The organism is Streptodolium elevatio (assembly GCF_040649515.1).
In the GTDB taxonomy this organism is placed as follows: domain Bacteria; phylum Actinomycetota; class Actinomycetes; order Streptomycetales; family Streptomycetaceae; genus Yinghuangia; species Yinghuangia elevatio.
The window spans coordinates 28,142-45,709 of the sequence record NZ_JBEZFP010000072.1 but is presented as its reverse complement, the minus strand read 5'-3'; the positions used below and the strand labels follow the sequence as shown (position 1 = coordinate 45,709).

General features: G+C 72.2%; 15 protein-coding genes, 1 pseudogene and 1 riboswitch. Of the genes and pseudogenes, 7 read left to right on the top strand and 9 right to left on the bottom strand.

The window, feature by feature from the left end:
- Positions 1-98: 98 nt before the first annotated feature.
- The 3 genes from AB0C36_RS25370 to AB0C36_RS25360 all read right to left on the bottom strand — a co-directional run bounded on the left by AB0C36_RS25370 (position 99) and on the right by AB0C36_RS25360 (position 2,517).
- Positions 99-1,052, bottom strand: coding sequence for an NADP-dependent oxidoreductase (locus AB0C36_RS25370; protein ID WP_358357808.1), 954 nt, complete (start codon positions 1,050-1,052; stop codon positions 99-101).
- Between the two features lie 290 nt (positions 1,053-1,342).
- On the bottom strand, positions 1,343-2,065 hold the full coding sequence (locus AB0C36_RS25365; RefSeq protein WP_358357807.1) for an enoyl-CoA hydratase-related protein: 723 nt from the start codon (positions 2,063-2,065) through the stop codon (positions 1,343-1,345).
- Positions 2,062-2,517: a pyridoxamine 5'-phosphate oxidase family protein gene (locus AB0C36_RS25360; protein ID WP_358357805.1), complete on the bottom strand. Its 456-nt coding sequence runs from the start codon at positions 2,515-2,517 to the stop codon at positions 2,062-2,064. Before AB0C36_RS25360 ends, AB0C36_RS25365 begins: the two co-directional genes overlap by 4 nt.
- A 211-nt stretch (positions 2,518-2,728) precedes the next feature.
- Between AB0C36_RS25360 and AB0C36_RS25355 the strand changes: the two genes are divergently transcribed.
- Positions 2,729-3,688 carry a GlxA family transcriptional regulator gene (locus tag AB0C36_RS25355; RefSeq protein ID WP_358357803.1) on the top strand — a complete coding sequence of 320 codons (960 nt, stop codon included), beginning with the start codon at positions 2,729-2,731 and terminating at the stop codon, positions 3,686-3,688.
- The gene (locus AB0C36_RS25350) at positions 3,685-4,302 is read left to right on the top strand and encodes a DJ-1/PfpI family protein (protein ID WP_358357801.1); all 618 of its coding nucleotides are present in this window, start codon (positions 3,685-3,687) and stop codon (positions 4,300-4,302) included. The genes AB0C36_RS25355 and AB0C36_RS25350 overlap by 4 nt, the downstream gene beginning before the upstream one ends.
- Positions 4,303-4,309: 7 nt before the next feature.
- On the opposite strand, the gene AB0C36_RS25345 is transcribed toward AB0C36_RS25350, so the two are convergent.
- The 4 genes and pseudogenes from AB0C36_RS25345 to AB0C36_RS25330 all read right to left on the bottom strand — a co-directional run.
- Positions 4,310-4,774 (bottom strand): GNAT family N-acetyltransferase, encoded by a 465-nt coding sequence (locus AB0C36_RS25345; RefSeq protein WP_435839112.1) that lies wholly within the window; start codon positions 4,772-4,774, stop codon positions 4,310-4,312.
- A 116-nt stretch (positions 4,775-4,890) separates the two neighbouring features.
- Positions 4,891-5,895: a metal-dependent hydrolase gene (locus AB0C36_RS25340; RefSeq protein WP_358357798.1), complete on the bottom strand. Its 1,005-nt coding sequence runs from the start codon at positions 5,893-5,895 to the stop codon at positions 4,891-4,893.
- Positions 5,896-5,933: 38 nt separating this feature from the next.
- Positions 5,934-7,796, bottom strand: a complete 1,863-nt coding sequence (locus tag AB0C36_RS25335) for an SDR family oxidoreductase (protein WP_358357796.1) — start codon at positions 7,794-7,796, stop codon at positions 5,934-5,936.
- Positions 7,797-7,942: 146 nt separating this feature from the next.
- A pseudogene (locus AB0C36_RS25330) lies at positions 7,943-8,812 on the bottom strand (M24 family metallopeptidase); the annotation flags it as partial.
- A gap of 318 nt (positions 8,813-9,130) precedes the next feature.
- Positions 9,131-9,396, top strand: a riboswitch (cobalamin riboswitch).
- Between the two features lie 114 nt (positions 9,397-9,510).
- Between AB0C36_RS25330 and AB0C36_RS25325 the strand changes: the two are divergent.
- Entirely contained in the window at positions 9,511-11,898 is a 2,388-nt protein-coding gene (locus AB0C36_RS25325; protein ID WP_358357815.1) for a ribonucleoside-diphosphate reductase subunit alpha, read from the top strand.
- 143 nt (positions 11,899-12,041) lie between these two features.
- The gene (locus tag AB0C36_RS25320; protein ID WP_358357813.1) at positions 12,042-13,019 is read left to right on the top strand and encodes a ribonucleotide-diphosphate reductase subunit beta; all 978 of its coding nucleotides are present in this window, start codon (positions 12,042-12,044) and stop codon (positions 13,017-13,019) included.
- Between the two features lie 147 nt (positions 13,020-13,166).
- On the opposite strand, the gene AB0C36_RS25315 is transcribed toward AB0C36_RS25320, so the two are convergent.
- Positions 13,167-13,883, bottom strand: a complete 717-nt coding sequence (locus tag AB0C36_RS25315) for an ArsR/SmtB family transcription factor (protein ID WP_358357793.1) — start codon at positions 13,881-13,883, stop codon at positions 13,167-13,169.
- Positions 13,884-13,949: 66 nt separating this feature from the next.
- On the opposite strand from AB0C36_RS25315, the gene AB0C36_RS25310 reads away from it, so the two are divergent.
- Both AB0C36_RS25310 and AB0C36_RS25305 read left to right on the top strand, forming a co-directional pair.
- Positions 13,950-15,032 (top strand): cytochrome P450, encoded by a 1,083-nt coding sequence (locus AB0C36_RS25310; protein WP_358357790.1) that lies wholly within the window; start codon positions 13,950-13,952, stop codon positions 15,030-15,032.
- A gap of 49 nt (positions 15,033-15,081) precedes the next feature.
- Positions 15,082-15,933, top strand: a complete 852-nt coding sequence (locus AB0C36_RS25305; protein WP_358357787.1) for an isocitrate lyase/PEP mutase family protein — start codon at positions 15,082-15,084, stop codon at positions 15,931-15,933.
- A 52-nt stretch (positions 15,934-15,985) separates the two neighbouring features.
- On the opposite strand, the gene AB0C36_RS25300 is transcribed toward AB0C36_RS25305, so the two are convergent.
- On the bottom strand, positions 15,986-16,471 hold the full coding sequence (locus AB0C36_RS25300; RefSeq protein WP_358357784.1) for a pyridoxamine 5'-phosphate oxidase family protein: 486 nt from the start codon (positions 16,469-16,471) through the stop codon (positions 15,986-15,988).
- 195 nt (positions 16,472-16,666) lie between these two features.
- On the opposite strand from AB0C36_RS25300, the gene AB0C36_RS25295 reads away from it, so the two are divergent.
- Positions 16,667-17,476 carry an SDR family NAD(P)-dependent oxidoreductase gene (locus tag AB0C36_RS25295; RefSeq protein ID WP_358357782.1) on the top strand — a complete coding sequence of 270 codons (810 nt, stop codon included), beginning with the start codon at positions 16,667-16,669 and terminating at the stop codon, positions 17,474-17,476.
- Positions 17,477-17,568: the final 92 nt, after the last annotated feature.

Genomic DNA, 17,568 nt, shown 5'->3' with positions numbered 1-17,568 from the left:
GGCCACCGGACGCGCCGGAACACGCCTTCGATCCGCTTCCTCGGCCGCGGACGGGACCCCGACCGCCGCCCGGCGGCCCGGACCGACCAGCGCGCTCGTCACACGAGGATCACCGTTTTGCCCCGCGCCTTGCCCGCCCGGCTGCGCGCCACCGCGTCGGGCGCGTCCGCGAGCGGCACCTGCGCGCCGAGCCGTACGGTCGCGCGCCCGGCGTCCACCTCGGCCGCCAGCCGCGCCAACAACTCCGCGGACGGCGACACGACGAAGTTGACCCCCTCGACCCCGCGCCGTGCCAAGGCATCGGGATCGGCCGCACCGATCGTGCTGACCGCCACGCCGCCGTCGGCCACGAGTTCCGCGTACGCCGCGAACCGCTCGGGATCGGACGCCAGGTCGATCAGTGCGTCGACCCCCTCGGGATACGCCTCGCGCAGTTCGTCGACCGGCAGCCCGCTCCGCGCGTCGACGGTGTCCGCCGCGCCCAGTTCGCCCATCTCGTGCTCGCCCACGCCGCGCGTGACCGCGACCACGCGTACGTCGTGCGCCGCGGCAAGCTGCGTCACGAACGACCCGACCCCGCCGGCCGCGCCGACCAGGAGCAAAGTCTGCCCCGCGACGAGCCCGGCCGCGTCCAGCATGGACATGGCGGTCAGTCCGGCGGTCGGGAGCGCGGCGGCCAGTGGGAGGGGCAGCGATTCGGGCGCGGCCGCCAGCACACCGTCCTCGGCGGCGATGACGTACTCGGCGTAGGTGCCGTATGCCCCCACCGGCACGCGCTTGGGCTGCCCGAACACCGGGTCGCCCTCGGCGAACCGCGTCACCCCCGGCCCGAGCGCCGCGACCTTGCCGGCGAAGTCGACGCCGTAGATCAGCGGATACACCGCCTCGTCGGCCGTCTCGCCGCGCCGTGCCCGGTCCGCGAGCTTCCAGTCGAGCGGGTTCAGCCCCGCCGCGACCACCTTGATGAGCACCTCGCCCGGCCCGGGCTCGGGAACGGGCAGCCGCATGAGCTGGGGCTCGCCCGCGGGCTTCGCGACGGCAACCGCGCGCACTGTGTCCTCCAGACCGGAGGCCGTAACGAGTCGGCCCCCTGGCCCATGGTCACCGCGCGCCGAGGCATCGGCAACGGGAGAAAGCCGTACGGGTGAGGAGCCTGACTGGGCGTCACCAACTTCCTCGCGATACAGGTTCGCGCCGAGGGCGGGGCCGCGGTGCGAACCGGTGCTGCCGGCGTCGCCGGTGTTGCCGGAACGGGGAAGCCACCCTCGGGGTGGTCGGTCTGCCCTGGCGTTCAGGTCTTGGCCCGGGAGTGGGCGGGTGTTCGGGCTTGCGGCTTCTCGTGTCAGCCGAAGGTCGGTGGAGGTGCCCAGGCGAGGGCGCGCTCGCGTTCGCGGAGCAGGGCTTCCTCCGTGCCGTCGCCGGCGTCGTAGAGGGCGAGTGACGCCGCGAGCGCGGCGCGGTCGGTGTTGGCGGCTGCGCGGGCGGACTGCCTTACCCGGTCCGCGAGTTCGGTGTGCGGGACGACGTGGGTGACCAGGCCCGCACGCAGTGCCTCGGCGGCCGGGACGCGGCGTCCTGTCGCGGTCATCTCCTTGGCCAGGCGTACGCCCACCGCGCGCGGCAGCAGCGCCGACAGCCCCCAACGCGGCAGCACGCCGAGCCGGGCGTGCGTGTCGGCGAAGAACGCCTGCTCTGACGCGATGATCCAGTCGCAGCTGAGCGCCAGTTCCAGGCCACCCGACACGCACGCGCCGTTGACCGCGCCGATCACCGGCTTGCGGACGGCCCGCAGGGCGGCGCCCGGGTTGGTCGGGGGCAGTGCGGCACCGAGAGCCGCGATCTCCTTGATGTCCGCCCCGGCGCAGAAGACGGGGTCGACGGCGGCCAGGACCACGACCGCCACGTCGTCGTCCGCGTCCACCTGCGCGCACACCCGTTCGATCTGCTGCCGCATCGCCAGCGTGAGCGCGTTCTTCGCCTCGGGGCGCGCGATCGTGAGGGTCAGGACGCCGTCGTCGAGATCGGTGCGGAGGAGGTCGCCGTCGCTCCCGCCCGTGCCGGTCACCGGCCACCGTCCAGCCGTGCGTTGTCCCAGCTCAGCAGGCCGCCGTCGGGGCGGATCCGGAGGAGTGCGCGGGCCGCGTCGTACCGGGCGCGGGCGCTCTCGGGCATGTCGGGGCGCGGCGTACGGAAGTCCCGGTACTTCGCGTCGAACAGGGCGTCGACCCGCGCCCAGTCCGGCGCCGGCTCCAGGACCGCCCGCCCGGTGAACTGCACCGCCCGCAGCTCCGACCACTTCAGCCCGGACTCGACCAGGAACGACACCCGGTCGTCGCGCCGCGCCCGGCGGAACTTGTACGTCGAGGCCGCCCCCGCGATCCACACCTCGCGCCCGTCGACCACGAACCACACCGGCAGCGACACCGGGAAGCCGTCCGCCCGCAGCGACGTGAACACCCCCGTGTGCGACGACGCGAGGACGTCCCACGCCTCGTCGTCGGACAGCCTTACGCCCATCGCTCCTCCTCGCCCACGGTGGCCCGGGCCCACGCACAACGGCCCACGAGCGCCCCGGCACCTGAATCTGACGGTCTGTCAGCGGAGCGTAGGCGGGATGGGCCGCCTTCTCAATGAGTGATCATCAGCGCTCCCGCCTGCTACCCCCGATGGCGCAATCTGTGGGGTCGGCGACGTGGACGACGCCAGGCACACGCGCAAAGCTGGGCACGTGGCCCAACGCACTGTCGTCTTCCTGACCTACTCCGGCCTCCAGTCCCTGGACCTGGCCGGTCCCTTCGAGGTGATGGCCCATATCCCGGAGTACCGCTGCCTGGTCGCCGCACGGCACGCGGGCCCGGTCGTGTCGGAGAGCGGGCTGCCGATCCACGCGGCGTACGGCATCGACGACATCGACCCGGCCGACGTCGACACGCTCGTCGTGGTCGGCGGCGGAGGCGTCGACGCGGCGAGCCGCGACCCGGAACTCGTGGCGTGGGTACGCCAGGTCGCCGGGCACGCGCGACGGACCACATCCGTGTGCAGCGGCGTCTTCCTGCTGGCCGCGGCCGGCGTGCTGACCGGACGCACCGTCACGACGCACTGGAGCCGCGTCGCGCAGTTCCGGCAGGACCACCCGGACATCGCACTCGATCCCGACCCGATCTTCATCCACGACGGGCCCGTCTGGACGTCCGCGGGCGTCACATCCGGCATGGACCTCGCGCTCGCGCTGGTCGAGGACGACCTCGGCCGGGCACTCGCCCACCGCGTCGCCCAGCACCTTGTGCTCTACCTGCGCAGGCCCGGCAGCCAGTCGCAGTTCAGCGCACCCCTGTGGGCGGTGCGCCCCGCCACCGACCCCATCCGCGCCGCCACCGAGGCGGTCACCACCGACCCGGCCGCCCGCCACACGGTCGACACACTCGCCGAGCGCGCCGGGCTCAGCACCCGCCACTTCCAACGGCGCTTCACCGCCGAGTGCGGCGTCCCGCCGACCGTGTACGTCGAACAGGTCCGCGTCGAAGCCGCCCGCCGCGCCCTCGCGGAAGGCGACGATCCCGTCGACGCCGTCGCACGGCGCTGCGGCTTCGGCACCGCCGAGACCCTGCGCCGTACCTTCCACCGCCGCGTCGGCGTATCGCCGTCCGACTACCGCGACCGATTCCGGAGTACGAAAGGCCGACCATGACCACGTACGGACTGCTGCTGTTCGAAGGTGCCGAGGAACTGGACTTCGTCGGCCCCTGGGAGGTCTTCACGGTCTCCGCCATGCTGCGCGCGAACCAGGAACCCGCCACGCAGGACCGCGTCGTCGCCGTCGCCGAGTCCCTCGACCCGGTCCGCGCCGCCAAGGGCCTGCGCATCCTCCCCGACGCCACGACGGCCGACCACCCGCCGCTCGACGTCCTGCTCGTCCCCGGCGGCCAGGGCACCCGGCGCGAGGTCGAGAACCGCTCCCTCCTCGACTGGATCGCCAAGACCTCCGCCGCGGCCGAATGGACGACCGGCGTCTGCACCGGCTCCCTGCTCCTGCACGAGGCCGGCCCGGCAAAGGGCCGCCGGGTCGCCACGCACTGGAGCTTCGAGGACACCCTTGAGGCCCGCGGTGACATCACCGTGGTGCGCGACGCGCGCTACGTGGTCGACGGCACCCTGGTGACCTCGCAGGGTGTGTCGGCAGGCATCGACATGGCGCTGTGGCTCATCGGACGCCTGCACGGGCGCGACCACGCCCGGACCGTACGCCGCTACATCCAGTACGAGCCCGCCCCGCCCTACCTCGCCGACGAACCCGTGGTGTGACCGGGGTTCAGATGTCGTCGCGGGTGCCGCCGACGACGTAGGCCATACCGACGCCGCCGGGGGCGGTCTCGACGAAGCCGAACTTCTCGTAGAGGTACTTCGCGTCGCCGTCCGCGATCAGCGCGACGTGCGCGGACTGCGGTGCGCGGCGGCCCAGTTCGTCACTGATCGCCTGCATGATGCGCTTGCCGAGGCCGCGCCCCTGGTGGTCGGGAAGCACACAGATGTCCACGACGAGGAAGAAGAGCCCGCCGTCCCCGATCACGCGCCCCATGCCGATCGGTGCGCCGTCGTGGAAGACCGTCACCGCGTACCACGAGTTGGGCAGCCCGAGTTCGGACGCCTCCCGCGTCTTGGCGCTCAGCCCGGAGCCCGGCCGGAGCATCCGGTACGTCTCCACCGACGGCGTCTCGTCCCGGAACTCGTACGTCGCGCCGCCCACCCGCACGACATTTCCCGAAGCATGGTCCATCCGCCGGAGTCTAGAGCCCGTCCGGAGCCGGTCCCAGCCCCGGACCCCAAGCCTGGCCTGGGGTCCGGACTCCAGGCCAGGCTTGGGCCCGGACCTCGGACCGCCGGGCGCACACCTCACCCCGCCAAGCGAGCCCGTCGTTCCGCGGCCCGCCGCTCGGCCTCCCGCGCGGCGGGCGACGTCGCCAGGTAGTCGATCGCCTTCTGCGTCGACGCCTCGCCCTCCGGGTGGTACGACGGCTTCAGGTAGCGCGGGATCGAGAACACCAAGTCGACGAAACTCGGCGCCCGTCCCTGCCGGGCCGCGCGCGTCATGTCGCGGAGCCGGTAGCGGCGGTCCGGGATGGTCGGGTCGTGCCGCATCAGATAGCTCGCACCCACGTGCCACAGCCACAAGATGGTCGGGGCGGTGAAGAGCATCCCTTCCACGCGCCGTGGATACCGCCCCCATGTGCCCCCCAGGTGCTGGTACAGGTCGAAGGCCACCGACCGGTGTTCGACCTCTTCGGCCCCGTGCCAACGCAGCAGGTCCAGCATCACCGGGTCCGCACCGACGTGGTCGAGTTCCTCGGCCTCCAGCACCCATTTGCCCAGCAGCGCGGTGAAGTGCTCGATCGCGGCGATGAGCGACAGACGGAAGCGCAGCCACTCGGCCTCGGGCATCGGGATGTACGGCTTGTCGCCGAGGAAGTCGAAGAAGAACCAGTCCAACTTCCGTGTGTAGCCGGACGTGTCGATGCCCTGCGTCCGCAGGTGGTCCAGGACGGCCGCGTGCGAGTACGAGTGCACCGACTCCTGGCCCATGAACCCCCGTACGTCCTCCCGGAGTTTGTCGTCCGTGACGAGCGGCAGTGCCTCCTTGTAGACCTGGACGAACCACTTCTCGCCCGCGGGCAGAAGCAGGTGCAGCACGTTGATCAGGTGGGTGGTCGGCGCATCGCCCGGGATCCAGTGCACCGGCGTGTGCTCCCAGTCGAACGCCACCCGGCGCGGCCGAATCGGCGTGTCAGTAGCCGAGATTGCCGTCGTCGCCGCACCCACGGACCCCGCCGACCGGTCCGGACCCACCAGACCCACGGGAGGAGGGGAGGCGCTGAGGCCGTCCGAAGGAATCGTGTTCATCTGTGCTGGCTCCTCACTGCCGCTTGCGAGTCGGCCGGTCATTTGGGCAGGTCGATGCGGGCCAGCGCACGCAGCACGCGCGGTGTGAAGCGCGACGCGGCCCGGGCGGCACGGGCCTCGGGCGTGACCGGCCGTACGGCGGTGTTCTCGGCGACCGCACGCAGGATCGCGTCGGCCACCTTCTCGGGCGGGTAGCCGCGGCGCTTGTACGCCTTCGTGGTCTTCTCGCGCAGTGTCCGCTCCTGCTCGGCGCTCGTGCCCACGAACCGGGTGGCCCCCGTGATCCCGGTCGCCACGAACCCCGGGCAGACCGCGGTGACGCCGATGCCGTACGCGGCGAACTCCGCCCGCAGGCACTCGCTGAGCATCAGCACGGCGGCCTTGGAAGTCGAGTACGCGGGCAGTGACTTCGAGGGCTGGAACGCCGCGGCGGACGCCGTGTTCACGATGTGCCCGCCCTGCCCGCGCTCGACCATCATCGCCCCGAACAAGCGGCAGCCGTGGATGACGCCCCACAGATTGACGTCGAGCGTGCGCTTCCAGTCCTCGGGGGTGGTCTCCAGGAACGAACCCGCGATGCCGATACCGGCGTTGTTGACGACCAGGTCGGGAACCCCGTGCGAGGCCTGGACCTTGCCCGCCAACTGCTCCATCGCCGCCGCATCCGAGACGTCCACGGTCTCCGCGATCGCCTCGGCAGCGCCCAGCACTTCGGCCAGATCGGCGGTGCGCGCCACGGCGGCACCGTCGCGGTCGACGAGCACCAGCCGTGCGCCGGCCTCGGCGAGGGACAGCGCGGTCGCCCGGCCGATGCCGCTCCCCGCGCCCGTGATCACCGCGAGCTGGCCGGCGAAGCGACGGCGGTTGTCCTCGGCCCGACGCGCCCTGCGCCCCCGCGGGCGGGACCCGGACGCCGACGCCGCGGATGAGTCCACTCCGGCAACCGGCATGCCCGCCTCCGTCATCCCCGCGGCCCGGCCGTCAGTCACACCACCCGCGCGCTCCACACCGTCCACGAACTCCCCGATCCAGCGCGCCAAAAGGTCCGGCCTCGTACGCGGGACCCAGTGCCCGCCCGACACCTGGCGGCGCGTCAGGTCCGGTGCGAAGCGGTCGAGTTCGTCGTAGATCCGCTTTGCGAGGTACCGCTCCCGGTCGGGCACGACCAACTGCACCGGCATCCGGGCGATCGCGTCCCGGCGCGGACTCGCCATGCGCCGCCGGACGTTCGCGCGGTACAGCTTGGCGCCGAACACCCCGTCCTCGGACAACGACGGCTCGGGGGCGCCGAGCGTCTTCTCGGCCCTGGCCATGATCGAGGGCCAGCGCTTGCCCAGCAGACCACGCCACGCGAGGTCGGGGGCGACCGGCACGTGCAGCGCGTACACGTACCAGGACCGGAACCCCTGCTCGATGTTCCGCGAAACCCGCCCGGGTGTCGGGCGGGTCAGCCCCTCCCGGGTCACCAGGCCCAGGTGGTCGAGGCTCGGCCCGGAGATCGTCGTGAACGAGGCGACGCGACGCGCGACGCGCGGCGTCGTGACGAACTCCCAGCTCTGCACCGACCCCCAGTCGTGCCCCACCAGGTGCACGCGGCCCTCCGGCGCGACGGCGTCGAGGACGCGCTCGAAGTCGTCGGTGAGATGGTGGAGTGCGTACGCGGACGTCGCGTCGGGGCGGCTGGACTCGCCGGCCCCGCGTACGTCGTACGCCACCACCCGGTACCGGTCGGCGAGACGCGCCGCGACGTGGGACCACACCTCTTTGGTGTCCGGGTACCCGTGCACGAGAACAACGGTCGGGCCCTCGGCGGCTCCGGCCTCGACGGCGGCGAGGCGTACGCCCTCCGGCGACGTGACCTCGAAGCGGCGGGCTCCCGGCAGGTCGTACAGCGAGGTCACACCGACTCCTTCGATGCCGCGCCCGATGCCGGGCCCAGAGCCGAATCCGGGCCCAGAGCCGAATCCGGGGCCGACACCGACCCCGCGGCCGAACTGAAGGCCGAGGCAAACCCCGGCGCGGTCCCGGTGGCCGCGGTCCCCGCCAATCCGCGGTCCGCCCAGCGGTGCACGTGCGGCAGGTCGTCGTCGAGCCAGTACGCGTGCCCGTCGTCCTCGACGACGAGAAGCTCCTCGAACTTCGCGCCCACGCCCCGGAATCCGACGTGCGGCTCGACCGCCCACAGCCCGGGTGTCGCCGGGTGGTCGGACATCTTGCGGTGGCTCCACAGCGGCGACCAGCCCTCGCGGTGGCCGCGCAGACCGTCGTGCAGCAGCCCCCGCAGCGCGCGCATTCCGAAGCCGAACGCGTGCGGCCGCAGCCGGGCGTCGGCCACTTTGTCGACGCGGTGCGCGATCACCCCGAACGGATACGCGCGATGCCGGTTCTCGTATCCCTGACGGGCCATCAAGGCATCGACGTCCAGGTAGATCTGACGCAGCGTCCGACCGGCCTGCACGGCCTCCAGAATGAACGCGCGGTGCGCCGCGAGGTCGTCGAGCAAACGGTCCACGACGCGGTTCGGCCCGAGCGAGGTCGTGTAGCCGATGTCGGCGGTGTACCCGTCGTACACCGGGGCGACGTCGAGGATGAACGGCATGCCCTCGGTCAGCCTGCGGTCGGTCGCGAAGAACTGGTGCGGCACCTTGAAGCCGGTGAACGCGGTGCGGTCGCCGAACCAGGCGAACGGCAGGTGCAGCCAGTCGCGTACGCCGCGCGCCACGAGCCACTGCCGCATCATCGCCGTGGCCTCGCGCTCGGTCGTGCCGGGGCGCAGGTGCGCCGCGACGGCCTCGGCGCAGTCGTAGGCCAGGCGTTGCGCCGCGCGGAAGCCGTCGAGGTCCGCACCGGTCAGGCCGGCCGCGCCGACTTCGCCGGATGCCCCCGGCAAACCGAACTTGTCGGCTATATCAGGCATATCAGCTACTCCGGTCACATCGGTCGATCCGGTGGATGCGTCCGTAAGCGGGGTCGCCATGCCGACCGCCTTTCGGAGAGGTGAACCGTGCGGGAACGGAGCGCGAAGCGCGCGATCCGCCGGACGGAGGGCCCGGGCAGAAGGTGTTACCGGGGGTAACATACCCGGAGAGCGAGGGGGACGGAACCCCCCGTGTCACGACACGTGCCGTGCGACACGCCGAACACAACCACTGGTGGTTCGCGTCGGGGGTACCCACTAGATATATGCTCCTGATCGCAGCTGGTTCACCTGCTCCGCGCTGTCGGAGCAAGTGGCGAAAAGGTGCTGATGTCCCGTCAGGTGGCATTGGTCCTTTGAAGAGGGAACCCGGGTGCGCGCACCCGCGACATGTCGCGGCGCGTGTACGTCGAGCCGGGACTGCCCCCGCAGCGGTGAGCGGGAACGACCGCCGTCACCAAGCACTCCGGCCTCCGGCCGGGGGAAGCGACGGCCACTAGGAACTCCGCGGTCCGGCACGCCCCAGCGTGCCGGTGCCCGGCATGCCCGCGAGTCCGAAGACCTGCCGGTTGCCCGTGTCCGCCCCCCTGTCAGGCGGCGCACGGTGGTCACCGCATTTCGAGCTCGCGAGGAGAGAGCCCGTGACCGTCATGGACAGCGCGATTTCGCGCGCCCATAACAAGCCGGTTTCCGCCGGTATGTCCCCATCTGAGGCCAACACCGTCGAGGGCACTCCCGCGGGCATTTCCGCAGGAAACCCGGCGGATACGTCCGCGGGGACCCCTGCGAACACCGCGGCCGACAGCCCCGAGGCGATCGCCGCCGTCATCCGGGCCCTCGCCGACGACCTCCCCGACGTCGACCCCGAACGCGTCGCCACCCGGGCCCTCGCCGGACTCCACGCCGGCGCCACGGACATCGAACGCGACGCGCTCGTGGTGCGCACCGCCGCCGAACTCATCGCGGAGGAGCCCGAGTACTCCCGGCTCGCCGCCCGCCTGCTGGCCCGCACCATCGACACCGAGGTCGGCACCCACGGGATCACCGGCTTCAGCTCCGGCATCGCACTCGGCCACGCGGAAGGCCTCGTCGGCGACGAGACGGCCGCATTCGTCGCCGCGCACGCCGCCGAACTCGACGCCGCGGTCAACCCCGCCGCCGACCGGCGGTTCGAGTACTTCGGCCTGCGCACCGTCTACGACCGCTACTTGCTCCGTCACCCGGTCAACCGCGCGGTCGTCGAAACACCCCAGCACTTCCTGCTGCGCGTCGCCTGCGGCCTTTCCAAGACCGCGCCCGAGGCCGTCGGCTTCTACCGCCTCATGTCCTCCCTCGCGTACCTGCCCAGCTCGCCGACGCTCTTCAACTCCGGTACGCGGCACACCCAGATGTCCTCCTGCTACCTGCTCGACTCGCCGCAGGACAACATCGAGTCCATCTACGACATGTACGGCCGTATCGCCCGCCTCTCCAAGTTCGCCGGGGGCATCGGCGTCGCCTGGTCGCGCGTACGCTCGCGCGGCGCCCTCATCCGCGGCACCAACGGCCACTCCAACGGCATCGTCCCGTGGCTCAACACGCTCGACGCCTCCGTCCAGGCGGTCAACCAGGGCGGCAAGCGCCGCGGCGCGGCGTGTGTGTACCTGGAGCCGTGGCACCCGGACGTCCTGGAGTTCCTGGAACTGCGCGACAACACCGGCGAGGACGCGCGGCGCACGCACAACCTCAACCTCGCGAACTGGATCCCCGACCTGTTCATGCGGCGCGTCGATGCCGACGGGGTGTGGTCGCTGTTCGACCCCGACGAGGTGCCCGAGCTGCCCGACCTGTGGGGCGCGGAGTTCGACGCGGCCTACGAACAGGCCGAACGCGACGGGCGGTTCGTACGCCAGATGCCGGCCCGCGAGCTGTACGCCCGCATGATGCGCACCCTCGCGCAGACCGGCAACGGCTGGATGACCTTCAAGGACGCGTCCAACCGCACCTGCAACCAGGCCGCCGAGCCCGGAAACGTCGTCCACCTCTCCAACCTGTGCACCGAGATCCTCGAGGTCACCAGCGACGGCGAGACCGCGGTCTGCAACCTCGGCTCCGTGCAGCTCGGCGCGCACGTGACCGACGCCGGCATCGACTGGGACAAGTTGCGGGCCACCGTGCGCACCGCCGTCACCTTCCTCGACCGCGTCATCGACATCAACTACTACCCGACCGGCCAGGCCGCCGCCTCGAACCCGCGCTGGCGTCCCGTCGGCCTGGGCGTCATGGGGCTCCAGGACGTCTTCTTCACGCTGCGCCTGCCCTTCGACTCGGCCGAGGCCCGCGAACTGTCCACCCGGATCGCCGAAGAGATCTACCTGACGGCCCTGGAAGCCTCCTGCGACCTGGCCGAGGAGGCCGGACCGCACCCCGCCTACCAGGAGACGCACGCGGCTCGCGGCCGCCTGCAGCCCGACCTGTGGGACGGCGTCACCCCGACGCAGACCAAGCGCTGGGACACTTTGCGCGACCGCGTCGCGTCCCACGGCCTGCGCAACTCCCTCCTGATCGCGATCGCGCCGACCGCCACCATTGCCTCGATCGCCGGCGCGTACGAGTGCATCGAGCCCCAGGTCTCCAACCTCTTCAAGCGCGAGACGCTGTCGGGCGAGTTCCTCCAGGTCAACACCTACCTGGTGCGAGAGCTCAAGCGCCGCGGGCTGTGGACCGCGGCCATCCGCGAGCGCATCAAGCGCGCCGAGGGGTCGGTCCAGGACCTGACGGAACTCCCGGACGACGTACGCCTGCTGTACCGCACCTCGTGGGAGCTGCCGCAGCGCGCGCTGATCGACCTGGCGGCGGCGCGCTCGCCGTACATCGACCAGTCGCAGTCGCTGAACCTGTTCATGGCCGACCCGACCATCGGCAAGCTCTCGTCGATGTACCGGTACGCCTGGTCGACCGGCCTGAAGACGACGTACTACCTGCGCTCGCGCCCCGCGACGCGCATCCAGCAGGCGACCGTCGCGACCGCCGCCCCCGCCGTCGCGGACGAAGAGGTCATCGCCTGCTCCCTGGAGAACCCCGAGGCTTGCGAGGCATGCCAGTGACGACCGTCCACGAGCCCGAGGCCGCGCGAGCGGCGTCGGCCGACCTGCCCGCCCCGGCTGCGCCGACCGCCTCGCCCGCCTTGGGCGCGCACGCCGCGCAGGCGGGGCCCGCCCCCGACCGGGCGCGGCTGCTCGACGCCGGTATGAGCCTCACCCTGCGGCCGATGCGCTACCCGGACTTCTACGAGAAGTACCGGGCGGCGATCCGCAACACCTGGACCGTCGAGGAGGTCGACCTCCACTCCGACCTGGCCGACCTGGCCAAGCTGGGACCGGCCGAACGCCACCTCGTCCAGCGCCTCGTGGCCTTCTTCGCCACCGGCGACACGATCGTGGCGAACAACCTGGTGCTCAACCTGTACCGGCACATCAACGCCCCCGAGGCGCGGCTGTACCTGTCGCGCCAGCTGTTCGAGGAGGCCGTGCACGTCCAGTTCTACCTGACGCTGCTGGACACGTACCTGCCCGATCCGGACGAGCGGGCCAAGGCGTTCGCGGCCGTCGAACACATCCCGTCGATCCGCCGGAAGGCGGAGTTCTGCTTCCGCTGGATCGACTCCGCGATGGGGCTCCAACGGCTGACGAACCGCGACGAGCGCCGGCAGTTCCTGCTCAACCTGATCTGCTTCGCGGCGTGCATCGAGGGACTGTTCTTCTACGGCGCCTTCGCGTACGTCTACTTCCTGCGCTCGCGCGGCCTGCTCAACGGCCTTGCCTCGGGCACCAACTGGGTCTTCCGCGACGAGTCCGCGCACATGGACTTCGCGTTCCAGGTGGTCGAGACCGTCCGCGACGAGGAACCGGACCTGTTCGACGACGAACTCGCCGACGACGTACGCCGGATGCTCGCCGAGGCGGTCGAGGCGGAGACGGCGTTCGCGGAGGACCTGCTGGGCGGGGGAGTCGCGGGCATGACGGTCGCGGACATGCGCACGTACCTCCGGCACGTCGCGGACCGCAGGCTCGCGCAGCTCGGGATGGAGCCGATGTACGGCGCCGCGAACCCGTTCGCGTTCATGGAACTCCAGGACGTGCAGGAGCTGGCGAACTTCTTCGAGCGGCGCGTGTCCGCGTACCAGGTCGCCGTCACCGGCACGGTCTCCTTCGACGAGGACTTCTGACGAGGATTGCTGACAAGGATTTGTGACGAGGATTTGTGACGAGGATTCCTGACCCGGACTTCTGACGCGGACCTTCGCGAGGACCGGTGATCCGGGGGCGGCGCCACGGCGCGCGCCCCCGGTCGGTTTTCGGCTCAGACCGCGACTTCAGACGGACAAGGCGTCCGGCTCGATCCCCAGCCGCGCACGCAGCTCCCGCAGCCCGAGGTCCGTCACCGCGAGTGCGCGCTGCGTCCCGATGCGCGTGCACCAGCCCGCCTGGAACGCGTGCGCGCACAACGCCGCGCCGGAGATGCCGGACAGGTGCGGCCTGCGTTCGGTCCAGTCGAGGCACGGCCGGGCCAGCGGGCGGCGACCGCGCGGCGCACCCGCGAGGTCCACGCCCAGCTCGGCGAACCACCGCAGCCCCTGGTCGGTGAGCGCGAACCCGGTCTCCTGGGCGAGCAGCCCGCGCTTGGTCAGCGCGTCCGTGATGGCGATGCCGAGGCGTCCCGCGAGATGGTCGTAGCACGTGCGCGCCCGCGCGAGGGCGGTGCTCGCGGAGCGGGCCCGCAGCGACGACGCGGTGCCGGCCGGCGGCCCCGCGAAGGCCGCCAGGTCCTCGATCAGTTGCGCGGTCGCGGGGTCCGCGATCCGCAGGTACCGGTGGCGCCCCTGCCGCTCCTCGGCGAGCAACCCGCCCGCGACCAGCTGCGACAGGTGCTCGCTGGCGGTCGACGGGGCCACACCCGCGTGCCGGGCCAGTTCGCCGCCGGTCCAGGCCCGCCCGTCGAGCAACGCGAGGCACATCGTCGCGCGCGTCTCGTCCGCGAGCAGCGCCGTCAGGGCGGAGAGCCGTGACGCGGAATGATCTGTGCGGGTCATGGCCCCCAGCATGCCGCAGGCAAAGTTCGGCGTGCGCCGAAACGATCCGCGCCTAGCGTCGGCGGCATGACGAGTACTCAGGCAGCCGCAATCGGAGACACCCTGGTCACCGGCCACGCCGCGGTACGCGCCGCCCTCGCCGACCCACGCCTCGCGGTGCCACCCGTCGGACCCGCCACCGCCGCCGACCGAGAGCACCGCACGACCGCATGGCTGCGTGCCGAGGCCGCCCGCTTCGCCGACGGCGAGCCCCACACCCGCCGCCGCGCGTTGGTGGCCAACTGCCTGGCCGGCGTCGCGCCGGACGCCCTGGGTGCCGCTGCCCGTACGACCACCGCGGCGATCCTCGGGCGACGCGCCGAACCCGTCGACGTCATGGCCGAACTCGCCCGCCGCGTTCCGGTGCGCGTGGTCGGTGCGGCGCTGGGCGCCGGGGAATCCGACCTGGACAGCTTGGTGGCCGCGATTCTGAGCATCGCCCCCGCCTACCAGCCGGGCGCGCCGGACCATGCGGTGCGCCGCGCCGACGAAGGCGTCGCCCGGGTGGCCGCGATCCTGCGCCCAGGCCCAGGCACACGCAATGGCACCGGCGACGACGAGCGCACTGCCAACCTCGTCGCCATCCTCGTGCAGACCTGCGACGCGACCGCCGGCCTCATCGGGAACACGGCCGTCGCGGCGCTGCCCGCCGGGCCGCGGGTTGCCGACGCGAAGAGCACGGAGGGCGCGAAGAGCGCCGAACGCCCGGAGCACCCCGGGTACCCGGGCATCCCGGTCGCCGCGCTCGTGCACGAGACCCTGCGCCTCGACCCGCCGGTACGCGGCACCCGGCGCCGCACCACCGCACCCGTGCCGGAACTCGGCCTGCCGGAAGGGGCCTCGGTCTTCCTCGACTTCGCGGGAGCGAACCGCGACCCGGACGTTTTCCCCGACCCCGACACCTTCGACCCGGCGCGCGGCCACACCGCGCACCTCACCTTCGGCCACGGCCTGCACGCGTGTCCGGGCCGCGATCATGCCCTGGCCATCGCCTGCGGCGTCCTCGAAGCGCTGTCGGCCGACGGCAGGCGCCGGGTCGACACGCCGGTCGCGTACGAAGCCCACCCGGTGCTGCGGATTCCGGCGAGTCTGTTCGTCGAGCCCCGCTGAGCCGTCCGCCCCAGCGCAGAACGTCACCCACGAGAGACAGGATCACGCGATGCCGACCCCCGAGACCACCGAACGCGGCGACCGCTACGAGGCGTTCCGTGCCCTGCACCGCGGCTCACGGCCGCTGCTGCTGCCCAACGCGTGGGACCACGCGTCGGCGTCGGCACTCGTCGCCCGGGGATTCACCGCCATCGCCACCACCAGCCTCGGCGTGGCCTCCGCCCTCGGCAAGCCCGACGGCCAGGGCGGTGGCATGCGGGACGACACCGTCGCGCTGGCCCGCCGGATCACCCGATTGGCCGCTCTGGTCACCGTCGATGCGGAAGGCGGCTTCAGCGACGACCCCGACGAGGTGGCCGCGCTCGCCGCCGAACTCGCGGCCGCCGGCGTGGTCGGCATGAACCTGGAGGACGGCCGGTCGGACGGCACCCTTGCCGACCTCGGCTTCCAGCGTGCGGCGATCAGCGCGGTCAAGGCGGCCGTGCCCGACATGTTTGTCAACGCGCGTACCGACGCGTTCTGGCTCGGCACGCCGGACGGCAAGCCGCTCGACGAGACCCTGCGCCGGTGCGCCGCGTACGTCGAGGCAGGCGCGGACGGGGTGTTCGTCCCGGGCCTGGAGGACGACGCGGTGATCAGCGCGGTGGTGGGCGAGGTCGCCGCGCCTGTGAACGTGCTTTTCAACCCGGCCCGCCATACGTACGGTCGCCTCGCAGACCTCGGCGTCGCCCGCATCAGTTGCGGGTCGCTGCTGTTCCGCACGGCGCTGCACAGCGCGGTGGAGCTGGCGTGGTCCATCGCCGAGGACACGTACGACGCGGGGCGGGCCGCCGCGGGGGTGCCGAGCTACGCCGAGACGCAGGCACTCGCGGACCCTTTCACCGGGCCGACCGCCGACTGAGGAACCGGCGGTCGAGGTCGCCCTGCTTACGGCCCGCACCGCGCGCCGGCGCTCACTTGCGGGCGAACGTCCGCAACCCGCCGTCCGGGGTCCACAGACGGATGGCCAGGCCGTCGCGGGCCTGGTTCAGCGTCGTCAGGACCACGTCCGTCAGCTCGGCCCGGAACAGGTGCGACGGCCCTTCCGGCGCTTCGCCGGTCCACGCCCGGTAGACCGCCGCGACTGCCTCGGGGTCGGTGACCTCCACGGCCCGCCCGGACAGCTTCGCGTCGCCGCGCCAGGAGTCGCTGTCGGCGTCCCCGGTGCCCGCGTGCAACGCGAACCGCGGGTCACGCAGCAGGTCGAGCGCCTTCAGCGCGCCGGGCATGCTGCCGAACCACAGGTCGCCGTCGACGAACCCGGCCTCGCTGCCGCTGATGCGCGGCGAACCGTCCTTGCGCAGCGTCGCGAGCGTCTTGTGCGTGTAGGCGTCGAACGCCTTGCGGACCTCGTCCGCGAACTCCGCCTCGTTCTCGACCACATCGGCCCAACGCGCCATGCCGCGATCCTCGTCCTTCCGCCACGACCGACCTCTCCGTGGCCATCCACGCTACGCCCGCACCCGGACAGCGCGCGGGAACTGCACAGGCGTTTCGCTTGCCGCGCGTACCCGGTTGGTCTAGGTTCCCTCGGCCGGATCCACCGGCCGGACTCATCGGCCGGTGCCACGATTCCACGCGTACGGGAGGCCTCGATGAGCACCAACAGCGGGCAGGTCGGCAGGCTGCACGGCAGGGTCGCGCTGGTGACCGGCGGCGCGTCCGGTCTCGGCCTGGCCTGCGTCGAGCGGTTCACCGCCGAGGGTGCCACGGTGGTCGGCCTCGACCTCGGCACGCCCGACGGGGAATTCCCGGGCAAGGGCGGCCTGGTGGCGGCGGACGTACGCGACGAGGAGGCGGTCGCCGCGGCCGTCGCCGCGGTCGAGGCCGAGCACGGGCGTCTGGACATCCTCGTCAACTCGGCCGGGGTCTCCGGCGGGGGAGTGGTGCACGCCCTGGACGCGGCCGAGTGGGACCGCATCGTCGACGTCAACCTCAAGGGCACGTTCCTGGTCGCCAAGCACGCGCTGCGCCTGATGATCGGGCAGCAGTCCGGCAGCATCATCAACATCGCCAGCGTCGAGGGACTCCAGGGCACCGAGGGCGGCAGCGCCTACAACGCCTCGAAGGGCGGCGTGGTGACCCTGACCCGCAACATGGCCATCGACTACGGCCGTGCGGGCATCCGGGTCAACGCGATCTGCCCGGGGTTCATCGACACACCGATGTTCCAGGCCGTGATGGGGTCGGGCAACATGACGCGGTACCGCGAGGAGTACCGCGAACTGCACATGCTCGGCCGCTTCGGCCGCCCCGACGAGATCGCCGCGGCGGCGCTGTTCCTGGCGTCCGACGACGCGTCGTTCGTGACCGGGCAGGCCATCGCCGTCGACGGCGGTTTCCTCGCCGGGACCCGGACCGGGCTGAGCGACCTCATCGCGGGCGCGCTCGGGATCACGCGCTGAGCCCGGGACCGGGTCGTCCACCCCGTCCGGGACCCGGCGGGACGTGACGGCCCGAGAGCCAACGAGGGCCCGCGAACCGGGACGGCACGCGT

Excerpts from the sequence above, each read along its gene's own strand:
- AB0C36_RS25360 (WP_358357805.1), bottom strand. The coding sequence starts at position 2,517 with ATGGGCGTAAGGCTGTCCGACGACGAGGCGTGGGACGTCCTCGCGTCG.
- AB0C36_RS25350 (WP_358357801.1), top strand. The coding sequence starts at position 3,685 with ATGACCACGTACGGACTGCTGCTGTTCGAAGGTGCCGAGGAACTGGAC.
- AB0C36_RS25345 (WP_435839112.1), bottom strand. The coding sequence starts at position 4,774 with ATGGACCATGCTTCGGGAAATGTCGTGCGGGTGGGCGGCGCGACGTAC.
- AB0C36_RS25340 (WP_358357798.1), bottom strand. The coding sequence starts at position 5,895 with ATGAACACGATTCCTTCGGACGGCCTCAGCGCCTCCCCTCCTCCCGTG.
- AB0C36_RS25325 (WP_358357815.1), top strand. The coding sequence starts at position 9,511 with ATGTCCCCATCTGAGGCCAACACCGTCGAGGGCACTCCCGCGGGCATT.
- AB0C36_RS25320 (WP_358357813.1), top strand. The coding sequence starts at position 12,042 with ATGAGCCTCACCCTGCGGCCGATGCGCTACCCGGACTTCTACGAGAAG.
- AB0C36_RS25315 (WP_358357793.1), bottom strand. The coding sequence starts at position 13,883 with ATGACCCGCACAGATCATTCCGCGTCACGGCTCTCCGCCCTGACGGCG.
- AB0C36_RS25310 (WP_358357790.1), top strand. The coding sequence starts at position 13,950 with ATGACGAGTACTCAGGCAGCCGCAATCGGAGACACCCTGGTCACCGGC.
- AB0C36_RS25305 (WP_358357787.1), top strand. The coding sequence starts at position 15,082 with ATGCCGACCCCCGAGACCACCGAACGCGGCGACCGCTACGAGGCGTTC.
- AB0C36_RS25300 (WP_358357784.1), bottom strand. The coding sequence starts at position 16,471 with ATGGCGCGTTGGGCCGATGTGGTCGAGAACGAGGCGGAGTTCGCGGAC.
- AB0C36_RS25295 (WP_358357782.1), top strand. The coding sequence starts at position 16,667 with ATGAGCACCAACAGCGGGCAGGTCGGCAGGCTGCACGGCAGGGTCGCG.